The following is a 19,571-nucleotide window of genomic DNA, read 5'->3' on the forward strand; positions in this document are numbered from 1 at the left end:
TCATTGGTGTCGGGGAAGACTCCACGCAGCCGTCGTGCGGAGTGGCGGGGCGTGGCCCCCGGCGATCACGGGACATATTTCACGCGCCGTGTGTGGAGGCCGCGACATACGATCACCCCGCACGGCTGCTGGAGGGGCGGGAATGCTTGAGGACATCGAGGTCGCGGCAGCGGCAGTGGTGCGGCTCGCGGGAGGCGCGCCGCTTCGGAGCACGCTCCTTGTTGCCGACCCCCGTGACTGGCTTGCGCTGGACGCAGCCGTGCGGGAGGTGGCATGGCACCGCTCGCAGTCCCTGTCGCAATGGGACCGCTTCGCCGCGCTGCCCACCGACCTGACTCAGCTCGGCGAGTCGCAGCTCGCACTCGCCCTGTGCCACCGCGACGGGCGGATCCGCCAGCAGGCGGTACGCCCAGCGGCCCGACGCCCCGGTCTGCTCCCGTTGATCGTGATCCGTTGCGCCGATTGGGTCGGCCCCGTGCGCGAGCGCGCCCGGCAGGTGCTGTGCGAGCGACTGGACGTGAATGCTGCCCTCGACCTCGCGCCGCTCATCCTCCTCGTCGGGCGCCGCGGCAAAGGCGCTTTCGGCGTCGATGTACTCGGTCAGGTCCTGAGCCGGGCGTCCCCCACACAGCTCGCTGCCCTCCTCACCGCGTCCGACCGCATGGTCCGGCGGTATGCCTACCGGCTGGCTGTCGAGGGCCGGCGGCTCAGTGCCGTAGAGCTGGCCCGCAGCGCCGTCCGGGACCAGGACTCCGTGGTCCAAGACCTGTGTGCCACAGCGGCACTCACGGCTCTGGGGGATGAACACGCGCAGGCGGATGTGCTGTCTCCGCTGCTGTCCGCGCGCAACCCACGGATCCGTGCGGCCGGCGTCACCGGGCTACGGCGCGCGGGGCGGCCAGAGCAAGCGGAGCCGTTTCTCAGCGACCGGTCCGCACTCGTACGCGCCTGCGCCCGGTATGTCGTACGACAGACGGGAGGCGATCCGACTGCCTGGTACCGAGAGCGGTGCGACGCTCCGCGTGACCCCGCACTGCCGCCCGGTGCGGTCATCGGGCTGGCCGAGTGCGGCAACCGTGCGGACGCCGGACTGCTGTGGCCGCTGCTCACGCACCCGACGACTGGGGTACGGGCGCGGGCGGTGGCAGGACTCCGGGCACTGGACTGCGTGGATGCCAAGCGACTCAGGCCGCTCCTCGACGACCCTGGCGCCGGTGTCGTCCGCGAGACTGTGGTCGCTTTGCTGCCCTCGGCACACCAACTGCCGACCGACTGGCTCCTGGAACGCACCAGCCCCGAGCTGCCGCGGCACGTCCGCGTCGGCGCCTTCAGGCTGCTCGCCGCGCAGGGCGGCATCGCGGCGCTGCGCGCGGCGGTCGGCCTGTTGGACGACCCGGATGCAAAGCTGCGTATCTGGGCCGGGCAATCCGTGCAGCGCTGGCATCCGCCGGCGGACGTGCGGCGCGGGGACCCCGAGGTGGCAGAACTGCTCGACCGGAGCCGACACCTTTTCAGCGACTACGTGCTGCGCCGGCGCAAGTGGGAGGCCGGGTTGGACAGCTGAACACGCCCGCAGGCATACAGGGATGGTGGACCGTGCGACGAGAGGAAGAGGCACCACACAAGTTGCCGAGACTGAACGCGATGTTTCCTCTGCTATCGCTCACCTAAGGCCGGGACACCAGGCCGACCGGCCTGCTGGGAGTGGCCTCGATTGGGTGTGCGATGACACGGAGTTGGGGGAGAACCCGGGGCTCGGCCTTGGTACGCAAAGCGGTGGCGTCGGGGAGCCGTCGTGCGAGCTGGGCGTGAAGGGCTCAGAAGTCTTGCTCCGATTTTGCCGAACATGACGTGTGCCCATCAGGGTGGCGAGGGCGAGGGCGACGATGAGGGCGCGGGCGCGGGCGCGGGCGTGGTCGTGGTCCGGCGGCCGGGCCGCGGCGTGTGTGTGCCGGGGCCCGGCCGCCCGGTGACGGGGCTGCGGAGTGGTGCGGCCCCGCCAAGTCGGATCAGCGGCCTGTGCGGTACGGGGTGAGGAAGGTGCCGAGTGCGTCGAGCATGGCTTCGGGGGCCTGCTCGGCGATCCAGTGGCCGGCGCCGGGAATGACCACGGTCTGGAGAGAGGTGGTGAGGGGCTTGAAGCCCTCACCGACCCCCGGCCCCCAGCTCTCGGCGCCGCCGACGGCCAGGACGGGCATCGGAAGCGCCGTCTCGGAGCGCTTCTTGTTCTGCGCGACGATGGCGTCCCAGGCGCGGTAGAACCCGAACCCGGCGCGCAGCGCCTCGGGGTTGGAGAAGAGGCGGACGTAGTACTCGCGGGCGTACTTCGGCTGCTTCTTGCCGCCCTGGATATCGAACTCGTAGCCGAAGAAGACGTCCTCGCGACCCCTCACCAGCTTCTCCGTGATCTCGTGGTTGACCCGGTTGAACGGGATGTGCCAGAGCTTGTTGTTGTACTTCTCCTCGATGAACAACTCCGGGGACGGGCCGGCCCCGGGCGGACCGGGAACCTCGGCGACGGCGAGGCGGGCGACCCGCTCGGGGTGGTCGGCGGCCAGGGCGTAGCTGATGATCAGGCCGGTGTCGTGGCCGACGACGGCGAATCGCTCGTGGCCCAGCGCCCGCATCAGGGCGACGAGGTCGTTGGCCAGAGTCTTGGTGTCGTAGCCGGCGGCCGGCTTATCGGTCAGGCCGATGCCCCGCTGGTCGGGCACGATGACCGTGTACTTCTTGGCGAGTTCCGGCATGAGCAGGCGCCAGGCGTACCAGTTCTGCGGCCAGCCGTGGACCAGCAGCAGCGGCGGACCGTCACCGCCGACCACGACGTGCTGGCGGATCCCGTTCGCCCGGACGAAGCGGCTCTTGAACGTCGCCGTGAACCCGGCGGGCAGCCGCGGAGCGGTCGACACCGACCCGAAGACCCGCTCCGACCTGCGCCGGACAGGATGGGCTGCGGCGGGGATCGCGGTCGCGCCGACCAGCGACACACCGGCGGCCGCGGCGGCGGCGCCACCGACGAACGCGCGCCGCGAGAATCCGTGGCGGACCTGCGCCGATTCAGCGCCGGCGGCGCTCTGATCGGCGGACTCCGTGGGAGAGCTGTTCACTAAATTTCCTTTCGCAAAACACTGGGATTGCAATGAGATGCGCACGCGACATATCACCTGTCAAGGTGGTGACACGGGAGGGGTGTAACCCCGTCCACCCCGCGCGCGCGTGGACTGGGAGACCCCCTCCGCGGCTGACTCCCGCGGGTGCGGGTTTGTGCGTGCCAGGGTGAAAGTCGTCCGATCCTCGGGCGTGTCGGCCTTTTCGGTCGGGGTGTGCAGCGGTCGGCCAATGGATACCGCGGAACCGGGCGCCCGCGGTCGCACGGCCCCTGGGGGGTGTGCTCGTGGGTGTCCCAGGCGCGGCGGTGTGGCCGATCCTGTCTGCGTGCCGACATTAGGAGTATATGCTCCTAGTTCTAAGTATGCCGTAAGTCCGTCTTTGGCGTTACGGGGTCAGGGGTGTGGTGGGGTGGCCGTCATTGCTATTCCGCAAACGCGAGTATATGCTCGTAAATATATGAGGTGCGGTGGCGCTGCATCCCCTCACCCGCCCTGTCCCCGAAGCCGACCGCGCACGGATGCGCTCGTGCCCTGCTGCCTTGCTGCCCTGCGGCGGGCCGGCGACGACGACGGCGAAGTGACCGGGTGGACCCGACCTGCGAGGGTCGGTCCCGAGTGCGGTTCGCCACCGCCGACACCCCGGTCGTGCTGCTGGTGGTCTTCACCCACCCGCCCTTGTCGACGGGCGTAGGCCGTGTGATCGCTGCACGCTCAGGCGGACGGCTTGGCGGCTCTGTGGCGTGCTGACCGAATTCCGGCCCCACGGGGACGCGGCGGGCCGCCTCATCGGTCACGCACGGCCGTCCTGTGACAGCCCGCCCTGCCCTGCACGACCAGGTGTCGTGCAGCGCATGGTCCTGGTGACGCCCGACCGGATCCAGACTCCGGGAGGTGTCCGTGCGCGGGCGACGGGGATGGCGCCAGTGCAGCCCTGTTCTCGCCGCCGTCCTCATCCGTCCCTCTCTCCACGTCTTGCTGGACGGGTCCTCGGTCGTGAGGCTCGACGTGAGGGCGCGACGGCAGCCCCGCGGGCTGTCCGTCCGCACCCGCGGGTGCGGACGGACAGCCCGGGGCTGCCGTGGGTGCTGTGTCCGTAATCCCCGGGTCAGCAGACGCCGTTGGTCTTGTACTCGACGATCGGAGAGTCGCCGTAGGGGCTGATGATCTTGAAGTAGATGTGGTGCTTCTCGCTCACGTTGTGGCTGACGCTCGCATGACCGTCGTTGACCTGGATGGCGGCCTTCCAGCGATCGGCGACGCCCTTGTAGTTGTAGACGGCGGTGACGACGAGCCCGTCACGAACGTTGTCCCAGAGCTTCCAGTAATCCCCGCAGGGATCGAAGGTGACGCCGGCGTCGTTGCCCGGTGCCTGGGTCCAGTTCCGGTACGGGACCGCGGCGGCCGATTGCGGGGCGGTGCTCAGGATCAGGCCCGCGACGGCCCCGGTCATCCCCAGCGCCAGACCGGATCGACGGAACCAACTTCGGTGTCAGACACGGAAGTTGCTGCGGTACATGATGTCCCCCTGTCCACGATGTGCAGTCTTGCCCGACGTTAGGCCGAGGGCTTCAAGACCGCCTACGGCGCGAGTTGGAGAATCCGGGTAAACCTGGGCGGTACAACTACGGCCGATGGTCCTCAGGAGGGTCGGGTCGTGCCGGCGAGCTGCCGGATGAGTGGCCAGGGCTGCGCTTGGTGGACCGTTGCACGCGTGATCGGCCTTTGCGGCGCACCGCTTAAAGGTCGCGGGGTCGGGGGCCCGAGGAAGCTCCCGACAACTGCTCGCGGACCTGGTCAGGATGGGCGGCACCGCTGCGGAGATGGCGGCCGACCCGACCTTCCGGGAGGTGGTCATGCCCCAGGTGGAGGTCCGCATCGTCGTCCTGGTCGCCGACGATGGTGGCACAGGGCACTTGAGCAGCGGCTCGGGTGTCATGTCGTAGCTGTGGAACATGCGGCCGTCGGCCATCAGGTACGACCGTCGCCGTCCGGCGACCCGAGTGAGCTCCATGACCGAGTGGCGGGGCTGCCCGCAGCGCTCCCGAGGCGGCCCGCCCTCCTCCGCCATGCAGGAACTCGGCTCAACCCGACCGCTGTTACTGGCTGGCCCCGACGGTCGGGAGCCGGTGGGATCGGATCCTCCGTAGCAACGCCGCTAAGCTTCTTCGCCATGCTCACAACAGCGCGCAGATCTGTCCTCGGTGCCATCGCACTCGCCGTTTTTCTGGCTGCTGGTACCGGCTGTTCGTCCGACTCCGGTCATGGCGACAGCAGTTCCACGGTGCTGGAGGGGCTGGGCGCTCTGACCGAGGACAACAGCACCAGCCAGGTCACCTACCTCCACGCCGAAAAGGTGCGTGAGCTGAGCAAGGGCGATGAGACGCGGTTCGCCTCCGTCGGTCAGCCGGGCAGCAGCCTGCTGAACGCGTACGAGCCCGGGCCGTGGGGCCAGCACCTGAAGGTCACTCAGATCGACACCGCTGTCGACACCAAGAACGCGGGCCACTGGGAGGGCTCGTTCGACGCGGTGGCCATCACCACCTCGCTGAAGTCGAAGGGCTACAAGCAGAGCGGAGACGACGAGTCCTGGACGCGCCCCGGCCGCACGGGTCCCTCGTTCCAGGTCTCGAAGGACGAGATCTCCTACTCCTCTCAGGACGACACACCACCCCTGTCCGCCGTCAACCCGAAGGACGGCGCTGCGCTGGCCGACATGGACGAGTATCGGCGCGCATCCGAGTGCCTGGGCGATGTCTATCGGGCCGACTTCAATCCACTCACCCCCGACAAGCCGGTACGGCTGTCCGCCCTCGGCCAGCAGGCTGCCGACGCCGCCAAGAACACCGAGGTGCTGTGCCTGGTGGTCAAGGACGAGGCGACCGCCAACCGCGCCGCAGCCAGACTGCGTTCGGTCGTCGCCGCCAAGACACCGAAGTTCGACGGCACGAAGGTGACCGTCGAGAAGGGGGACCAGCCCATGGTGCGGGCGGTTGTCCCGGACACGGCCGCTCAGCGGCCGGGCCGGCTGATGGTCTCCGACGTGGATCTGTGGATGGCCATCGCAGACCTCTAGAAAGGCATCCGCGCGGCTCCGCAGCTGCCGCGTTCGGCGGGTGCCCCTCGATCGGCTGGGGGTCTCGCCGTTCGGGCCGCGGAACCGGCCACTACGGCTTCAGGGGTCGAGTACCCCGCCGACGGTAGGCCGAGCGCCGCAACCGTCGGCGCTGAAGCGCGTGGTCCTCACCTCCGTCGTGCGGGACGCCGCCCGGGGCCCTCCGCCCGCCGGCGACGGTGAGCTTCGAGCAGGCTTGCCTCGGCGGGGCTGGAGTCTGCAGCATCATCCGTAGCGGCAGAAGGTCGCGAACACCGGGCACCAGGTCGTCAGGGCCTGCTGCGAAAGTGGATCGTGTGTCAGACCTGCCTGGGATGCTCCAAGGATGGAGATGACAGTGCAGCTGACGATCGACTGCTCCGATCCGCGGCGAATGGTGACCTTCTGGGCCGAGGCCCTGGGCTACGTGCCTGAGCCTCCGCCGGGCGGCCACGCCACGTGGCGTGCCTACTGGACGGCGGTGGGGGTGCCCGAGGCAGAGTTGCCGGCCGGTGCCGGGGATACTCCGGAGTCGATCATCGATCCGGCGGGACGTGGACCGAGGGTGTGGTTCCAGCACGTACCGGAGCCGAAGGTCACCAAGAACCGCTGGCACTTCGACCTGAAGGTCGGTGGGGGCCGTGAGGCCCCACTGGACGTCCGCACACAGCTGGTCAAGTCCACGGTGGAACGGCTGGTCAAGGCTGGTGCCACCGTGCTGCGGATCAAGGATGAGCCGGACATGGGGTTCTACGCCACCGCCATGCAGGACCCCGAGGGCAACGAATTCGACGTCGTCTGAGGGCCGCTGCGACGGTGCTGGTCACAGCCACTCGTTCACGGCTGCGACCAGCATCGTCGCCTGTGGCGGACGGAGAGCTTGGCTACCCGGCGTCCCAGCCCGTGATCACAGGGCTCGGTCAGCACTACGCCCGGTGGTTCCTTCTGTAGGTCCCCTTTGCTTCCTGGCCCTGTCGCATGCTGATGGGCGCGACACACTGTGGAATCGACGCTCAGGTCCCACGTGATCCCGCCCCTCGCGTCGGCCTGGGACCGAAGTCGGGTGAGGACCCGGTGCCAGACGCCGTCTCGTTGCATCGGCGGAACAGGTTGAGGCTGCCCACTGCCTCAGCGAAGGTCAGTGGCCACGGAACGCCTCCTCCAACCACCAGGCCCCACGGTCACTGACCACCTTGGCATCGATGAGCAGAGGCGCCGAGCGTGGCCCGCCGACCCAGTCCTCGACGGCCTTGAGGTCCGCGGGTGTACGCACGGTCACCGCCTCGAAGCCGTACCCTCGCGCCACGGCGGCGATGTCGGTCGGCGGGAACCTGACCGTGTCGAGCGGATGCTCGTCCGGCCCGAAGTGGTGCACCTCCGCTCCATACGCGTCGTCGTTGTACACGAGGACCACCATCGGAAGCCCGAGCCGACGTACGGTGTCGAGTTCCACGGCGCTCATCAGCGCGCCTCCGTCGCCGAGCGCGGCCACGGGCAGCCGTTGCGGCTGGGCCAGCGCGGCGCCGATCGCGGTCGCCAGCCCCAGGCCGATCGACTGGAACGCCTGGGTGAAGCACAGGCCGTTGTGGTCCGGCACCGACAGATACATGCTCGGGTAGCCCATGAAGTTGCCGGAGTCCACGCCGATCACGCGCTCGGCGGGGAGGATGTCGTCGAGCGCGATGCTCAGGGTCCGTGGGTCGATCCGCTCGCGGCCGCCTTCGTCGTCGTAGGGCACGTCCCGCCACCGGACTCGTGCGCCGATGGCCGCCTGGACGTCGGCGGTCCGGTAGCCCTGTCGTGATGCGCCGCCCGCGGTGAGGTCGAGCGCGCGCCGGGCCGTGAGCTCCGCATCGCCGACGATGCCGAGCCGCACGTTCCGGTGCGCGCCGAGCGCGTCCGCGTCGTCGTCGACCTGCACGACTGTGGCGTCCGGGCCGATCAGCCGGCCGTGCCGCATCGTCCACATGTTCAGTGCGCAGCCCCACCCCACGATCAGGTCAGCCGCCCGGATCAACTCGGCCGCCACGGGCGAGGAGAAGCCCCCGGACACGTCGAGCGACCACGGGTTGCCGTGGAAGAGTCCGCGGGCGACGGCCGAGGTCGCCAGCAGCGCGCCGTAGCGCTCGGCGAGTGACGCGAGGGCGTCCCGGCAGCCCGGCGTGCGAGAGCCACGGCCGGCTACGAAGACGGGCCGCCGCGCCTGTCGGAGCGCCTCCACCAGCGCGGCCACGTCGGCCCCCGTCGGCTCGACCGCCGTGCGTCCGGGCGGCGGGGCGGTCGAGGACAGCGCGTTGTCGGGTGCCTCCAGGGCCTGCACCGCCAGCGGAAGGTTGAGCACCACGGTGCGCCGCTCGTGCACGGCTCGTCGTACCGCGGCGGCGGCCTGCGCGACCGCGTCCTGCGCCGACGTCACGCGCGCCGTGACAGCGCCCACCGCCTGCGCGAGCGCCTCCTGGTCGACGTAGAAGTTGGAGCGCGGTTCGGTCACCTCGGCGGCCAGCACGAGAAGGGGTGTACGGCTCTTGGCCGCCTCGGCGATGCCGGTCATGGCGTTCGTCAGGCCGGGGCCCTGGTGCACGCTCAGCGCGGCCACCGTGCCGCTCGTTCGCGCGTAGGCGTCGGCCATGGTCGCCGCACCGCCCTCGTGGCGAGCGGCGACGAACCGACAGCCCGCCGCGACCATCGCATTGGTCAGATGGAAGTTGCCCGAACCGACCACACCGAACGCGTGGTCGACCCCGGCCGCGGCCACCGCCCGGCCCACGGCCTGCGCGACCTTCATCAGCGCTCCACCAGAGCCAGCACCCGTGCGGGAGCTCCGGAGCCCGTGACGATGGGCAAGGGGCCCGCGATGACGACAGCGCCGGTCGGGGGCAGGGCCGCCAGGTTCTGCAACTGGGTCAGCCCGTACTTGTCACTGCCCATGAGGTACGAGTGGCAGGGGAAGGCCGGGTCGAAGGAGTGCGCTCGCCCGGCGTCGGTCCCCACCGTCTCGACACCGAGGCCGATCACCGGCGACTCCTCCGCCAGCCACCGGGCACATTCCGGCGACAGTCCGGGGGTGTGGGGTCCGTTCTCGTCGGCGTTGACGAACGCCTCCTGAGAGTGCGAGCGGGCGTCCCAACCGGTACGGAGCAACATCCAGCCGCCATCGGGCAGGGAGCCGTTGTCCGCCTCCCAGGCCTTGATGTGATCCACCTCGACGAGGAAGTCGGGGTCCTTCGCGGCCGCGGCGGAGAAGTCCAGCACCGCCGCGGGTGCGATCAGCCGACGTGCCGGCACCGACGCGACGTCCGCACGATCCTTCCCGGTCACCCAGTGCACCGGCGCGTCGAAGTGTGTGCCGGTGTGCTCACCGCTGCGGAAGTTGTTCCAGTACCAGGCCGGGCCCCGGTCGTCGTACCTGCTGATCTCCTCCAGTTCGAACACCGCCGTCTGACCGAACTCGGCGGGCAGTTGGATCACCGGAGTGGACGACGACAACGGGGAGGTGAGGTCGACGACTTCGATCGCACCACTGCGCAAAGCGGCCGCCAGGGCGGCGAGGATGGAGGGCTTGGGCATGACGACCTCCTGAGGCAGGACTGAACTGTCGCCGACGCAGGACGCGTTGACGACGGCTGGACTCCCCAGAGTGTCAGCCCATGCCCAGGTCGCGCGCGGGTTCGACACGGTCGCACGAAGGACTTCCGCACGAGCCGTCACCCTGTGGGACTTCAGCACCGTCCGTTCAGCCGGGCGTCGGCGCTCGACCGACTGCGGCCCGGGACCCGCTTCCTAGGGTGCGGACGTGGGGCCGCCTGCGCGGGAGACGTTGCGCGCGGCCGTGTTCGCCGAGCCCAGTAGCCGGGCGGAGGCAGCCGTCTCGGCCGACATGCGCAGCAGCGGGTCGGCCCCGGTGGGCCTCAGCAGTGCGCGCGTGGCTTTGAGTGCCGCCTCGGGCGCGTCCAGCAGGGTCGCCACCTGCTCGGCGACGCGGGTATCGAGATGCTCGCGGCTCTCGAACACCTCGGATACCAGGCCGAGTTGTGCGGCCTGTGCGGCGGAGAGGCGCGCGCCCAGGAGCAGGAGCTGGGCGGCACGCTGGGGCCCGAGACGCTGCGGGAGCAGGAGGCTGGCGGCGGCGTCCGGTACGACGCCCTGGTCGACGAACGCGTACTGCAGATGGCTGCGACGGGTCGCGTAGACGAGGTCGAAGTGGAGCAGCGCGGTGGCGCCGCTTCCGGCGGCGGCCCCGTCCACGGCCGCGACGAGAACGGTATGGCTGCGCCGTATGGCCTTGTGGAACTCGAGGACGGGGGAGCTGAGGGTCAGGGCCGTTCCGGGGTGGGCGCGAAAGTCGTCGAGGTCGTTCCCGGAGCAGAAGTCCTGGCCCGCACCGGTGAGCATGATGGCCCGTACGCCCTGGTCGGCATCCGCCTCGGCGACGGCGGCGGCCAGAGCGCGGTACATGGCAAGGGTCAGTGCGTTGCCCTGGTCGGGCCTGTCGATGGTGAGGGTGACCAGCGCCCCCGCACGGTCGACGCGGATCTTCCCGGCGGGGCCGGAGGCGGACGGCCTGCCGAGCCGGATGGTGCGGTCGAGGGTCACGTCGCCTCCGTGTCGGGGGTGTGCTCTGGGGGAGTGCGGGTCAGGCGGTGGGCAGCGGGAACACCATGCACGTACTGGTGGCGTGCGCGAGAAGGCGATCCGATCCGTCCAGCAGCTGGGCCTCGGCGAGTGCGGTACGTCGGCCGCTGCTGAGGACGCCGCCGACGGCGCGGATCTTTCCGGTGTCGACCGTGATGGGGCGCAGGAACTTCACCGTGAGGTCGAGCGACGTGTAGCCCATGCCCTGCGGCAGGGTGGACTGGACCGCGCACCCCGCGGCCGAGTCGAGCATCGTCGCGTAGATCCCGCCGTGCACGCTGCCGATGGGGTTGTAGTGCTCCTCGCCGGGCACCAGGGAGAACACCGCGCGTCCGTGGTCCACCTCTTCGAGGGCGAAGCCCAGCGTCGCGGCGACCGGCGGCGAGGGCACACGTCCGGCGAGGATCTCCCGGAGGAACTCAAGCCCGGAGCCCTGCCCGACGGCGGCCGCCGAGATCGTGGGGTCTTCCCAGTCGTATGTGCGAGACCGTTCCATGCGGCTGTGCTACCTCCTCTGACTTTATTTTGTGAAGCTAGCCCGGGAAGATGCTGACTGTCAATGACAAAGCCAGGTGGCTTGCCTACGATGACGGCATGAAGTGGCTGGAGATCAGCACAGAGAACTGCACAGTCCAGCGCACCCTCGACCTGATCGGCGAGAAGTGGACGCTGCTGATCCTGCGTGACGCCTTCAACGGGGTCCGTCGCTTCGACGACTTCCGCCGCCATGTAGGACTCTCGGAGGCTGTCCTGGCCGGCCGGCTCCGCAAGCTGGTCGAGGCCGGGATCGTGCGGACCGTGCCGTACCAGGAGCAGGGCAGCCGGACCCGCCACGAGTACCGCCTGACCCCCAAGGGCCGGGATCTGTGGCCCGTCCTCGTGGCGCTCCGACAGTGGGGCGAGACATACGTCGGGGACCCCGAGGGCCCAGTGCTCGACATCCAGCACAGCGACTGCGGTGCCCCGGTGCGCGTCGTGGTCGAGTGCTCCGACGAGCACGCGGCTCTCTCCCCGACCGAGGTCACCGTCCTGCCGGGACCCGCGGCCCGGCCCCGGAGCTGACACCACGGCGGCGGCCGCAGACGCCTGAAAGGGAGCGGCCCGGACCCCGGGCCGCTCCTTCACCACCCGGAACGGCGACAGCATTCCGCTCACCGGCGACGCGTCCGGTATCCGGCCCGGACCCGCGCCGAGGCTGAGTGATACCCCACACTGCTCATCGGCCGCGGTGGCGTCTTCCGCATCCGTGCCCCGGCCGCCGCCATGTCGTCGTTCTCGCGGTGAGGCACCGGTCGTTCAGCCGATGGTCCACCGTTGGTCGCGCGCGTTGCGGTCACAAACCGTCGTCCGGTAGAGGCCGCCGGACGTCTGGTAGAGGCAGAGGCGGGTCGCTGTGTTGCGGAGCATCACGGCACTTGCCGGCGCGGGTTGAATGACCTGCCACAGCTGGTTGTTCCCGCCGTTGCACCCGTTGGCGTAGACATCTCCGGCCGAGTTGCTGTCGAGGCAGTGGTCCCATATGTAGTTCTGGAGCGTCGAGGACGTGTTGGTGGCGCCAGTCCACCGCCAGTACAGGTCCGAATAGCCGATCCCGCAGTCCTGGGACCACAAGTTGTAGAAGGAGTTCTCCTCGATGCACTGCTTGTACTCGTAGTTCGCGAACCGGTCGAGGCTGGTCGCCGCGGTCTCAGCGGCGGTGGCTGTCCCCGGCGCGGCCAGGGTCAGCGGCAAGGCGAGCACCGATGCCGACCCGATGGCCGACATGGCGCGCCTGATTGCTCTGCCGAAAGCGGACATGATCGATTCCTCTCAATCGTCGCCTGGCTTCCGTGAGTTGGCACCGGCACATGGTTGCAGGCGATCGCCGTGATCGGGACCGGGACGTCCATTCACAGACAAGCGGGCCCGCTCTTCCCAAAGCGGGCGGACTGCGTCGTGGTCCGTGAGAACCGTGAGGGCGCGTGTGGGGGTCTCGGAGGCCGCGGCCTCGGCGGTCGCGGTGCGGGGGCGAAGTCGCCGTACGGCTGAGCAGCACTGTTCCGGGTCCGGCCAGGGCGCCGACCCCTCGCAGGGCTGACCCCGGCGGCCGGGCCGCTCGAGCCGGCCGCCGATATCCTGGGACCGAGATCGGGGGCTTTCCTCATCCGGAAGGCAGCACGATGCGGCATCGACACCTCATGCTCCTCGCAGCCCCGCTCCTCGCCTCCTCGGTGGCCCTCGCCCCCGCATACGGGGCGAAGGCCGGAACCGCCGGGACGAGCGGGGGCAAGCAGGCGGTGAAGGTCACCAAGGTCGAAGTGGTCACCCTGCTGAAGTCCGGGGAGCGCGTCGAGTGCAACGGCGCTCCCGTGGCCATGGCCTTCGACGGGAAGATCACGGCGACCGGGCCGGGCGCGGTCCGCTACTACTGGACCGTGAACACCAGCCGCGCCCGGGTCTCCCCGGGATCCCTTGCCTTCGGCGGGGGCACCTCCACCAAGGTCGTCCTTCAGGTCGTGGACGTGCCGGCACCCAGGAACGCGAAGGCGGTGACCGGGTACGTCACGCTCCACCTGCCGGACCAGAAGAAGAGCGTCCGCAGCGCGCAGGTGACCTTCCCCTGCAAGAAGTGAGCCCTGCTGCTTCTTGCGCTTCAGCAACAGCTTCGGCAGGCCCGCCGGAAGAGGACGGCGGGTGATGCCCGGGGACGGCAGGGCCGCGTCCGTCGCGCGTCCAGGGGCAGGTCCATTACGCCGCCGGGGCTCGTCAAGAACGGCCCCGGACAGGCGAATCGGCCGGCCATGTCCTCGGACGCTCCCGCGCACTCACCACGTTCTGGTGTGTGAAGCGGATTTCTGCCGGCCCGGGTAGGCGAGTCGGCGCGCTCGCAGGTGTGGAGAGTGAGCGCGGCAGGGGGAGTTCAGGGATTCCTGCCGTGTCGGTCACAGGAAGTGCCTGCAGACTGTGCTCGCGTGTGAGCCCGGCGTCTCGGACGCGCTCGCAGCCTTGGCGCCGGTGCCGGCAGGGCACAGGTGGTCAGTGGCGGTAGCAGTATGAATCCGAGGAAGCGTCGCCGCCCTGCAGGCGTGTTTGGTGTACGCGCAAGCCAAGGAAATCGGGGGTGTTGGGGAAGAACCGGCTGTCGACGCTGAGGCTGCCGTGCACGGTGTCGGCGTCGAGTTTGACCATCCACGGGTCGATGCCTGCCGGATAGATCTGCGCGTCCCAGGCGGCGTACAGGGAGTTCGTCAGGTACACGCGCTGCCCGTCGCGGCTCAGTTCGACCATCTGTGCTCCGCCGGTCAGCGGCGTGTCCGGCTCGGCGGGATGTGGCTGTCGGCTGACGACGCCGCCCAGGCGCACGGAGGCGGTCTGCCTCGGGTGGAACGGATCGCTCACGTCGTACTGGAGCAGATCACCGGTTCCCCATGCGGATACGTAGAGCCACTGGTCGTCCACCGACAGGTCGATGTCGGTGATCAACGGGGGCACGGCGCCGAAGGGCTGCAGCGCCGGGGGCAGGTCCTGCGCCGGCGCGGGCTCGGCGGGGATGGTGATCACCTTGCGGACCACGAAGTCCTCGCCCTCACGGTTCCACAGCCACACCGACGCCGAGAGGTCCTCCACGCTGACCACGGTGCCTGTGAACCCCCACGTCGCCTCGGGGTCGTGCGCGGGACGCAGCTCCAGCACCATCTGGTTCTCGTCCCCCAGGTCGACACGCTGCAGGTGCCGCCCGGAGTCCAGCTCCCAGAAGTGCAGCGAGTGGCCGTACTTGCGCCCCAGCAGCAGTTCGGGGACGAGGCCGTCCTCGACCATCGAGGGGGTCCCCCACTCGCTGGTCACGGCGATGTTCTGGCGCAGATGCCACCAGACGTCGTAGGCGAGCCGCTGTGGTCCGCGGTCGCTCTCCCAGGCGCGCAGCACTTCGAAGGTTTCGTGGTCCAGTAGCGCCACCCCGCCGGGCCCGTCCGCACCGTCCGAGCCGCCCAGGCAGGACATGAAGACTCCGTCGGGGCCGCAGTGGATCGTGTGGGGACGCGAATATCCGGCCTTGGCTGCCAGCTCCTCGGGCTCGATCACCTTGACCAGGCGCGGGCGGGCGGGGTCGGGGCTGGTGTCGAAGACGTGCAGCCGCGAGGAGCGAAGTCCCGGGACGATGAGGTAGCGCCGCGCGGCGTGTTGATGGCCGGCATGCGCCAGCGCGCTCGAGCAGGCGTTCCAGCCGAAGTGGTGCAGCTCGTTGCCCAGGCCGGGCAGCTCGGCGTGGGAGATCACGCGGCCGTATTCGGGGGACTCGGGGTCGGTGCCGACGGTGAACAACGCGTCCGCGCGCTGTGCGGTCGGGTCGAAACCGACGACGTAGGCGAGTTTCTCCGGGGGCGCGGAGACGGCGTCCGCCGGGGTGCGGTACAAGGTGGGGTCACTGTGGTCGTGAGCGTGCTCGATCGTCGTCATGGCTGTTCCTTACTCCCGAACGGGAGCGTGGATCCGCAGGGCTTCCGGCAGGCAGCCGGGCTCACCCGTTCGAGATCGATGTACAGACGCGGGACGGATATGCCACTGAAACAAGCGTTTCACGGCGCCGGAGACCTGCCAAGGCGGCAGCGCGGGGAGCGGACCGCACAGCGTGCGGCTCTTCCGCGGCACGCCCGAGAGCGCGGGCGCCGAGCGGACACCAGGCCTTCGGGCCGCTTTGCCGGTCGACCGTGTCGGACGCCGCTCGTGTCGGACGCCGCGCGCTGAACCGGCCTGATCGTCGGACAGGATCTGTCGGTCTCGGCAGCGACGGTACGGCGAGAGATCCGCGTGATCGTGTGCCGCTGTTTGCGCGGCCCGTCGAGGCCGGCGTGCTGGTGGCCGGGGGATGTCCGGGACGCCCGGATGAACTGGTGCCGTGGGACCCCGCCCGGTCCGTGTGGCCTGCCGTCGGGCCCCGCTCGTCGCCCGTTCGGTGCCGTCGGCTTGCGGGAGGGGTGGTTCACTCCTCGCCCACAAGCCGGTGAGCCGTCCGCCGGGGGCGGGGGTCGGGGCCGTCACGCCTGCCGGGGGAGTGGGTCGCGGATCCGCGGTGTGTCGCCAGCAGTCGCAGCCAGACCTCGTCGAAGGCGGGGAACCGGGACGGCGTGCCGGTGTCGGTCGAGGGGCACTTCGCCGGTGACGGCGTTGGTGGCCGAGTGCGGTGTCTGCAGGGCTGCCCGCGCGCGGGGGCGCCCCTGGCTGTCCCGAACCCACGCGGCGAGACCGTGGCCCCGCGTGCACAGGCTCGGGGCCGATGCGTCCCGGCTGCATGCGCACCGATGAGATGCCGGCTGATGGTCGCGGCGCGGGCCGGCGCTCTCGCCCCGTAGGACATCGTCGGCCCCTTGGTCGTCGATGCCCGTCGATACGAAACCCGGCAGCTCAGTCGACCTGGCAGGCTCAGAGCCGCCTGATCGTGGACTGGTCTTCGGCGGTGGCCGGCTGCGTGGAATTTCGCTCGGTCAGCCCGCGCGTCGGCCCGGGCGTGCCTGGCTCGGCCGGTGTGCCGCTCTGCTGCGGGCGGGGGCTGTGCAGGGATGCGGCGGTAGTCTGCAGTGAGGTGTCCAGGACGGTCAGCCGCTGCTGCGTGTCCATCAGATTCGCGCCCATGGCTGCCAGATCCTTTGGCCCGGGAACGATCAGCCGAACCCGAGTGCCAGCCTCCCGTACGAGTCGGGCTTCGTGCAGCAGGCGCCGGGTCGCGATTGCGCGCAGGCGCCGCTCGACTCTGGCGGGGATACTGCGCGGGCGGTCCATCCGGCGGGCGGAGGTCGGTGCCAGGACGAACACCTCGTCCAGTTCCTCCCCGGCCAGCAGGTCTAGGTTGGTGTCCGACCAAGCGCAACCGTCCACGTACCGTCGCCCGTCGATCGGCACGGGCTCGAACCAGGCGGGCAGGGCACAGGAAGCCGCCACCGCGGAGGCCAGGCCGGTGTGAGGGGCGTCCGGTACCCCGAACAGCACGCGCGTGCCGGTGTCGAGGTCGACCGCGACCACGCGCAGCGCCGGGTTGGCGGGCCAGCGGTCAGCCATCCCGAGCTGACGGAACAGGTCGTGCACGCCGCTGAGGCTTCCCCGCCCCGGCGGTGCGCAGGCTGCGAGTAGGGTCGTGAACGGCATCCGGTGCGGGTGTCTGGCCAGGCTCCCCAGCAGTTTGACCGACCCGATGCCCGGCTTGGGGAGGTGCGGCAGCGCGCCGCCGACCCACGTGTCGTAGTCCACGCGGACCTGGTCGAACGGGCCGGACAACACCGCCTCACCCCGCTGGTGGTCGTGCAGGTCACGCGGACGCGCCCCGAGCGCCAGCATGGAGCCCACGATGGCACCCGCGGAGGTGCCCAGGATCACGTCTGCGGTGCGCGGATCCCATCCGTAGGCGTCCTCAAGGGCGCACAGCGCGCCGATCGTCCACGCGGCGCCGAGGCTTCCGCCGGCGCCGAGTACCAGGCCGCGACGCCGGCCGGGAGGCGAACACGGCGCGTCCGGATGTCTGCCGTCCCCCGCCACCTGCGACGTCATCTCCAGTCGCCTCTCCTCATGTCCGTCGGCCGACGCTGTCACCGGCTTCCTGGACACGACAACGCGGCCGGAGTATCCAAAATTTCTTGATATTCCCCATTTACGGTGAAGGTCAGGAGGCGCGCAACGCCGACCAGTCGGGCACTTCGGGGGAGGTCGCGGGGCGACGGGCTCCGTCCCCGACGGCTCGACTGCCGAGGCGCGCCACGGGACCGGGCCGGGTGACGAGGGTGGGGGCCTTGCCGCCCATACGACGGGGCGGGCGACGCAGCCGCCCCGTCACCCTGCCTTGCTGCCGTTCAGGCCTGAGTGGTATCTCCCGCCCGCGTGCCCGCCTCCTGACTGCCGGCCATCGGGACAGGGGGAGCGGGAGGGGCGCCCATGGCGCGGTCGCAAAGATCTTGGCGTCTTGCCATGATGGGAGGGAAGGTCACGTTATGAGTAGATTCTGGCAGCAGGGTGGGTCTCGGCTGAGAGGAACGGCATGCTTGACAGAGTCCTGGACGTGCCCCTGGGGGTCGACGCCGTCAAGGCGAGCGGCACGGTGTCGAAGGACGACTACGAAGCGGTGATCGAGCCGCTCGTCGACGACGCGCGCAGGGAAGGCCGCCGTATCCGGCTCCTGTACGAGTTCGGCCCGCAATTCCGGTCGTTCACCCCAGCGGCCGGGTGGGAGGACCTCAAGGTCGGGATCGGCGCCATGCGCCTGTTCGAAGGGTGCGCCGTCGTCAGCGACATCGGCTGGATCCGGCAATCGACCCTGTTCGCGAGCTTCCTGATGCCCTGTCCGGTACGCGTCTTCGGTGGCCAGGATCGCGACGAGGCCCTGCGCTGGCTCGTCTCACTGCCCGAAGGGCCCGGCGTCTCCCACCAGCTCCTGTCCGAGTCCAAGGTTCTCGTGGTCGAGGTCGAACAGCCCCTGCGCGCACAGGACTTCGACGCGCTGGCACAGACGGCGGACAGCTGGCTCGAAACCCACGACGAACTGGCCGGTGTCGTGGTGCATGCTCGCGCCTTCCCGGGATGGGAGAACATCGGAAGCCTGCTCCGGCACGTCCGTTTCGTCCGTGACCATCATCGCAAGGTCAGGAGGATCGCGCTGGCGGCCGACAGCAAGCTCGCCGGCCTCGCGCCGCACCTTGCGAAGCACTTCGTCCAAGGCGAAGTGCGGCAGTTCGGATACGAAGAGTTCGACGACGCCGTCGCCTGGGCCTCGAACCCGCCCGCCCGTAACACTGCCGGTGCGGGTTGAGGTGGCAGCCCGCTCCGCCCAGGCGCTACGCCCAAGGGCCGCGCATCGAACCGTCACGCATCCCGGCGTTCTCGAGCGAAGGAGAAGGCGATCACGACTGGCGGCCGGCATCCGCTTCGAACACATCCGCGCCATGTGGTCGACGGCCTCGACGGGCGTGTGCACTGTCATCGCGCCGACCCGCGCCTCGGACCGGGCCGGTCTCCTGGTCGTCGACTCTCGTGGGCTCGGAGGATTCCACCGTCTGGCCCCGGGGCCGTCAGCCACCTCCTCGGCAGTTCTCCCAACGCCCCTGGCAGTCATACGCTCGCGGGCCTGAGCATCGCTGCTCGCTGGTCGCACCCCACCGCCGCGCCCTCCGAGACCGGCTGCGCCGACGGCTTCGACAGGCCGGCATCACTGCGCTAACGCTACATATCACTGTATTGAATGACAGGTGCCGGTCGAGATGCCGCAGGTGCGAGCGGGCAGGGAGAAGATCATGTCCTTTGACGGAGAGTGGTACAACGAGTTCGGTTCGCAAATGAACCTCGAGTCGGACCCGGAGGGTACCGTCACCGGAAGATACGTCACCGCCGTAGGACACACGCCGGGGACGTACCTCCTCACCGGACGCCATGACGGGCCGACGAGCCCGGGAAACGGCATCGCCGTCGGTTGGACGGTCGCCTGGCGCAACCAGCATGGCAACGTGGGCTCCGTCACGAGTTGGAGCGGCCAATTCTTTGCCGACCCGGACCGCATCTACACCACCTGGCTGCTGACCCGCTCCGCCACGGCGGAGGCGTGGGAGTCCACCGTGGTCGGGCAGGATGTGTTCACTCGGCAGAAGCCCACCGGCGAGGACGTGGATCGCGCTCTTCACAGCGGCCGCCCGGTCTCGCACCCGATGCCGTCCTGAAGGTCGCCACCCGCGAGTGCGAACTTCCCCGGGTCCCACCGTCGTCCGGGCCGGCATGCTGAACGG

General features: G+C 69.8%; 17 protein-coding genes. 8 read left to right on the forward strand and 9 right to left on the reverse strand.

The genetic code is table 11. From position 1 onward, the window contains the following. Positions 1-142 precede the first annotated feature (142 nt). On the forward strand, positions 143-1,564 hold the full coding sequence (locus H305_RS0115510; protein WP_234020833.1) for a hypothetical protein: 1,422 nt from the start codon (positions 143-145) through the stop codon (positions 1,562-1,564). 445 nt (positions 1,565-2,009) lie between these two features. Here the strand turns inward: H305_RS0115510 and H305_RS0115520 are convergent, their stop codons facing one another. Both H305_RS0115520 and H305_RS0115525 read right to left on the reverse strand, forming a co-directional pair. Then, complete coding sequence (locus H305_RS0115520; protein WP_078629058.1) at positions 2,010-3,107, reverse strand: alpha/beta fold hydrolase; 1,098 nt, start codon at positions 3,105-3,107, stop codon at positions 2,010-2,012. A 1,108-nt stretch (positions 3,108-4,215) separates the two neighbouring features. Further along, on the reverse strand, positions 4,216-4,560 hold the full coding sequence (locus H305_RS0115525; RefSeq protein ID WP_028801183.1) for a hypothetical protein: 345 nt from the start codon (positions 4,558-4,560) through the stop codon (positions 4,216-4,218). A gap of 349 nt (positions 4,561-4,909) precedes the next feature. On the opposite strand from H305_RS0115525, the gene H305_RS54005 reads away from it, so the two are divergent. The 3 genes from H305_RS54005 (at position 4,910) to H305_RS0115540 (ending at position 7,003) form a co-directional block, all read left to right on the forward strand. Then, positions 4,910-5,053, forward strand: coding sequence for a hypothetical protein (locus H305_RS54005; protein ID WP_199791406.1), 144 nt, complete (start codon positions 4,910-4,912; stop codon positions 5,051-5,053). A gap of 227 nt (positions 5,054-5,280) precedes the next feature. Continuing rightward, the gene (locus tag H305_RS0115535; protein WP_037763988.1) at positions 5,281-6,183 is read left to right on the forward strand and encodes a hypothetical protein; all 903 of its coding nucleotides are present in this window, start codon (positions 5,281-5,283) and stop codon (positions 6,181-6,183) included. Positions 6,184-6,547: 364 nt separating this feature from the next. Then, complete coding sequence (locus H305_RS0115540; protein ID WP_028801185.1) at positions 6,548-7,003, forward strand: VOC family protein; 456 nt, start codon at positions 6,548-6,550, stop codon at positions 7,001-7,003. A gap of 336 nt (positions 7,004-7,339) precedes the next feature. On the opposite strand, the gene H305_RS0115545 is transcribed toward H305_RS0115540, so the two are convergent. The 4 genes from H305_RS0115545 to H305_RS0115560 all read right to left on the reverse strand — a co-directional run bounded on the left by H305_RS0115545 (position 7,340) and on the right by H305_RS0115560 (position 11,329). Continuing rightward, positions 7,340-8,986 carry a thiamine pyrophosphate-binding protein gene (locus H305_RS0115545; protein ID WP_028801186.1) on the reverse strand — a complete coding sequence of 549 codons (1,647 nt, stop codon included), beginning with the start codon at positions 8,984-8,986 and terminating at the stop codon, positions 7,340-7,342. Beyond that, on the reverse strand, positions 8,986-9,768 hold the full coding sequence (locus H305_RS0115550; protein ID WP_028801187.1) for a cyclase family protein: 783 nt from the start codon (positions 9,766-9,768) through the stop codon (positions 8,986-8,988). The genes H305_RS0115545 and H305_RS0115550 overlap by 1 nt, the downstream gene beginning before the upstream one ends. Before the next feature lie 213 nt (positions 9,769-9,981). Then, positions 9,982-10,794: an enoyl-CoA hydratase-related protein gene (locus tag H305_RS46045; protein ID WP_051370610.1), complete on the reverse strand. Its 813-nt coding sequence runs from the start codon at positions 10,792-10,794 to the stop codon at positions 9,982-9,984. Between the two features lie 40 nt (positions 10,795-10,834). Continuing rightward, the gene (locus tag H305_RS0115560; RefSeq protein WP_028801188.1) at positions 10,835-11,329 is read right to left on the reverse strand and encodes a PaaI family thioesterase; all 495 of its coding nucleotides are present in this window, start codon (positions 11,327-11,329) and stop codon (positions 10,835-10,837) included. A 98-nt stretch (positions 11,330-11,427) separates the two neighbouring features. Here H305_RS0115560 and H305_RS0115565 point away from each other — a divergent pair, with 98 nt between their 5' ends. Continuing rightward, on the forward strand, positions 11,428-11,895 hold the full coding sequence (locus H305_RS0115565; RefSeq protein WP_028801189.1) for a winged helix-turn-helix transcriptional regulator: 468 nt from the start codon (positions 11,428-11,430) through the stop codon (positions 11,893-11,895). Positions 11,896-12,129: 234 nt separating this feature from the next. Here the strand turns inward: H305_RS0115565 and H305_RS0115570 are convergent, their stop codons facing one another. Continuing rightward, entirely contained in the window at positions 12,130-12,630 is a 501-nt protein-coding gene (locus H305_RS0115570; protein ID WP_037763992.1) for an RICIN domain-containing protein, read from the reverse strand. Positions 12,631-13,010: 380 nt separating this feature from the next. On the opposite strand from H305_RS0115570, the gene H305_RS53410 reads away from it, so the two are divergent. Next, complete coding sequence (locus H305_RS53410) at positions 13,011-13,445, forward strand: hypothetical protein (RefSeq protein ID WP_028801191.1); 435 nt, start codon at positions 13,011-13,013, stop codon at positions 13,443-13,445. A 403-nt stretch (positions 13,446-13,848) separates the two neighbouring features. Here the strand turns inward: H305_RS53410 and H305_RS0115580 are convergent, their stop codons facing one another. Together H305_RS0115580 and H305_RS46050 are read right to left on the reverse strand one after the other, a co-directional pair. Beyond that, positions 13,849-15,270 carry a selenium-binding protein SBP56-related protein gene (locus tag H305_RS0115580; protein ID WP_028801192.1) on the reverse strand — a complete coding sequence of 474 codons (1,422 nt, stop codon included), beginning with the start codon at positions 15,268-15,270 and terminating at the stop codon, positions 13,849-13,851. 963 nt (positions 15,271-16,233) lie between these two features. Then, a complete protein-coding gene (locus H305_RS46050) occupies positions 16,234-17,340 on the reverse strand; it encodes a patatin-like phospholipase family protein (protein WP_234020835.1) in 1,107 nt (368 codons plus the stop codon). Between the two features lie 496 nt (positions 17,341-17,836). Between H305_RS46050 and H305_RS0115590 the strand changes: the two genes are divergently transcribed. Both H305_RS0115590 and H305_RS0115595 read left to right on the forward strand, forming a co-directional pair. Next, entirely contained in the window at positions 17,837-18,604 is a 768-nt protein-coding gene (locus tag H305_RS0115590; RefSeq protein ID WP_028801193.1) for an STAS/SEC14 domain-containing protein, read from the forward strand. 481 nt (positions 18,605-19,085) lie between these two features. Beyond that, complete coding sequence (locus H305_RS0115595) at positions 19,086-19,505, forward strand: avidin/streptavidin family protein (protein WP_158690535.1); 420 nt, start codon at positions 19,086-19,088, stop codon at positions 19,503-19,505. The last annotated feature ends 66 nt before the right edge of the window (positions 19,506-19,571 follow it).

The sequence above is a fragment of the Streptomyces sp. 142MFCol3.1 genome (assembly GCF_000424945.1).
Taxonomy (GTDB): Bacteria; Actinomycetota; Actinomycetes; order Streptomycetales; family Streptomycetaceae; genus Streptomyces; species Streptomyces siamensis.

Excerpts from the sequence above, each read along its gene's own strand:
- H305_RS0115510 (WP_234020833.1), top strand. The coding sequence starts at position 143 with ATGCTTGAGGACATCGAGGTCGCGGCAGCGGCAGTGGTGCGGCTCGCG.
- H305_RS0115525 (WP_028801183.1), bottom strand. The coding sequence starts at position 4,560 with ATGACCGGGGCCGTCGCGGGCCTGATCCTGAGCACCGCCCCGCAATCG.
- H305_RS54005 (WP_199791406.1), top strand. The coding sequence starts at position 4,910 with ATGGGCGGCACCGCTGCGGAGATGGCGGCCGACCCGACCTTCCGGGAG.
- H305_RS0115535 (WP_037763988.1), top strand. The coding sequence starts at position 5,281 with ATGCTCACAACAGCGCGCAGATCTGTCCTCGGTGCCATCGCACTCGCC.
- H305_RS0115540 (WP_028801185.1), top strand. The coding sequence starts at position 6,548 with ATGGAGATGACAGTGCAGCTGACGATCGACTGCTCCGATCCGCGGCGA.
- H305_RS0115545 (WP_028801186.1), bottom strand. The coding sequence starts at position 8,986 with ATGAAGGTCGCGCAGGCCGTGGGCCGGGCGGTGGCCGCGGCCGGGGTC.
- H305_RS0115550 (WP_028801187.1), bottom strand. The coding sequence starts at position 9,768 with ATGCCCAAGCCCTCCATCCTCGCCGCCCTGGCGGCCGCTTTGCGCAGT.
- H305_RS0115560 (WP_028801188.1), bottom strand. The coding sequence starts at position 11,329 with ATGGAACGGTCTCGCACATACGACTGGGAAGACCCCACGATCTCGGCG.
- H305_RS0115565 (WP_028801189.1), top strand. The coding sequence starts at position 11,428 with ATGAAGTGGCTGGAGATCAGCACAGAGAACTGCACAGTCCAGCGCACC.
- H305_RS0115570 (WP_037763992.1), bottom strand. The coding sequence starts at position 12,630 with ATGTCCGCTTTCGGCAGAGCAATCAGGCGCGCCATGTCGGCCATCGGG.
- H305_RS53410 (WP_028801191.1), top strand. The coding sequence starts at position 13,011 with ATGCTCCTCGCAGCCCCGCTCCTCGCCTCCTCGGTGGCCCTCGCCCCC.
- H305_RS0115580 (WP_028801192.1), bottom strand. The coding sequence starts at position 15,270 with ATGACGACGATCGAGCACGCTCACGACCACAGTGACCCCACCTTGTAC.
- H305_RS0115590 (WP_028801193.1), top strand. The coding sequence starts at position 17,837 with ATGCTTGACAGAGTCCTGGACGTGCCCCTGGGGGTCGACGCCGTCAAG.
- H305_RS0115595 (WP_158690535.1), top strand. The coding sequence starts at position 19,086 with ATGTCCTTTGACGGAGAGTGGTACAACGAGTTCGGTTCGCAAATGAAC.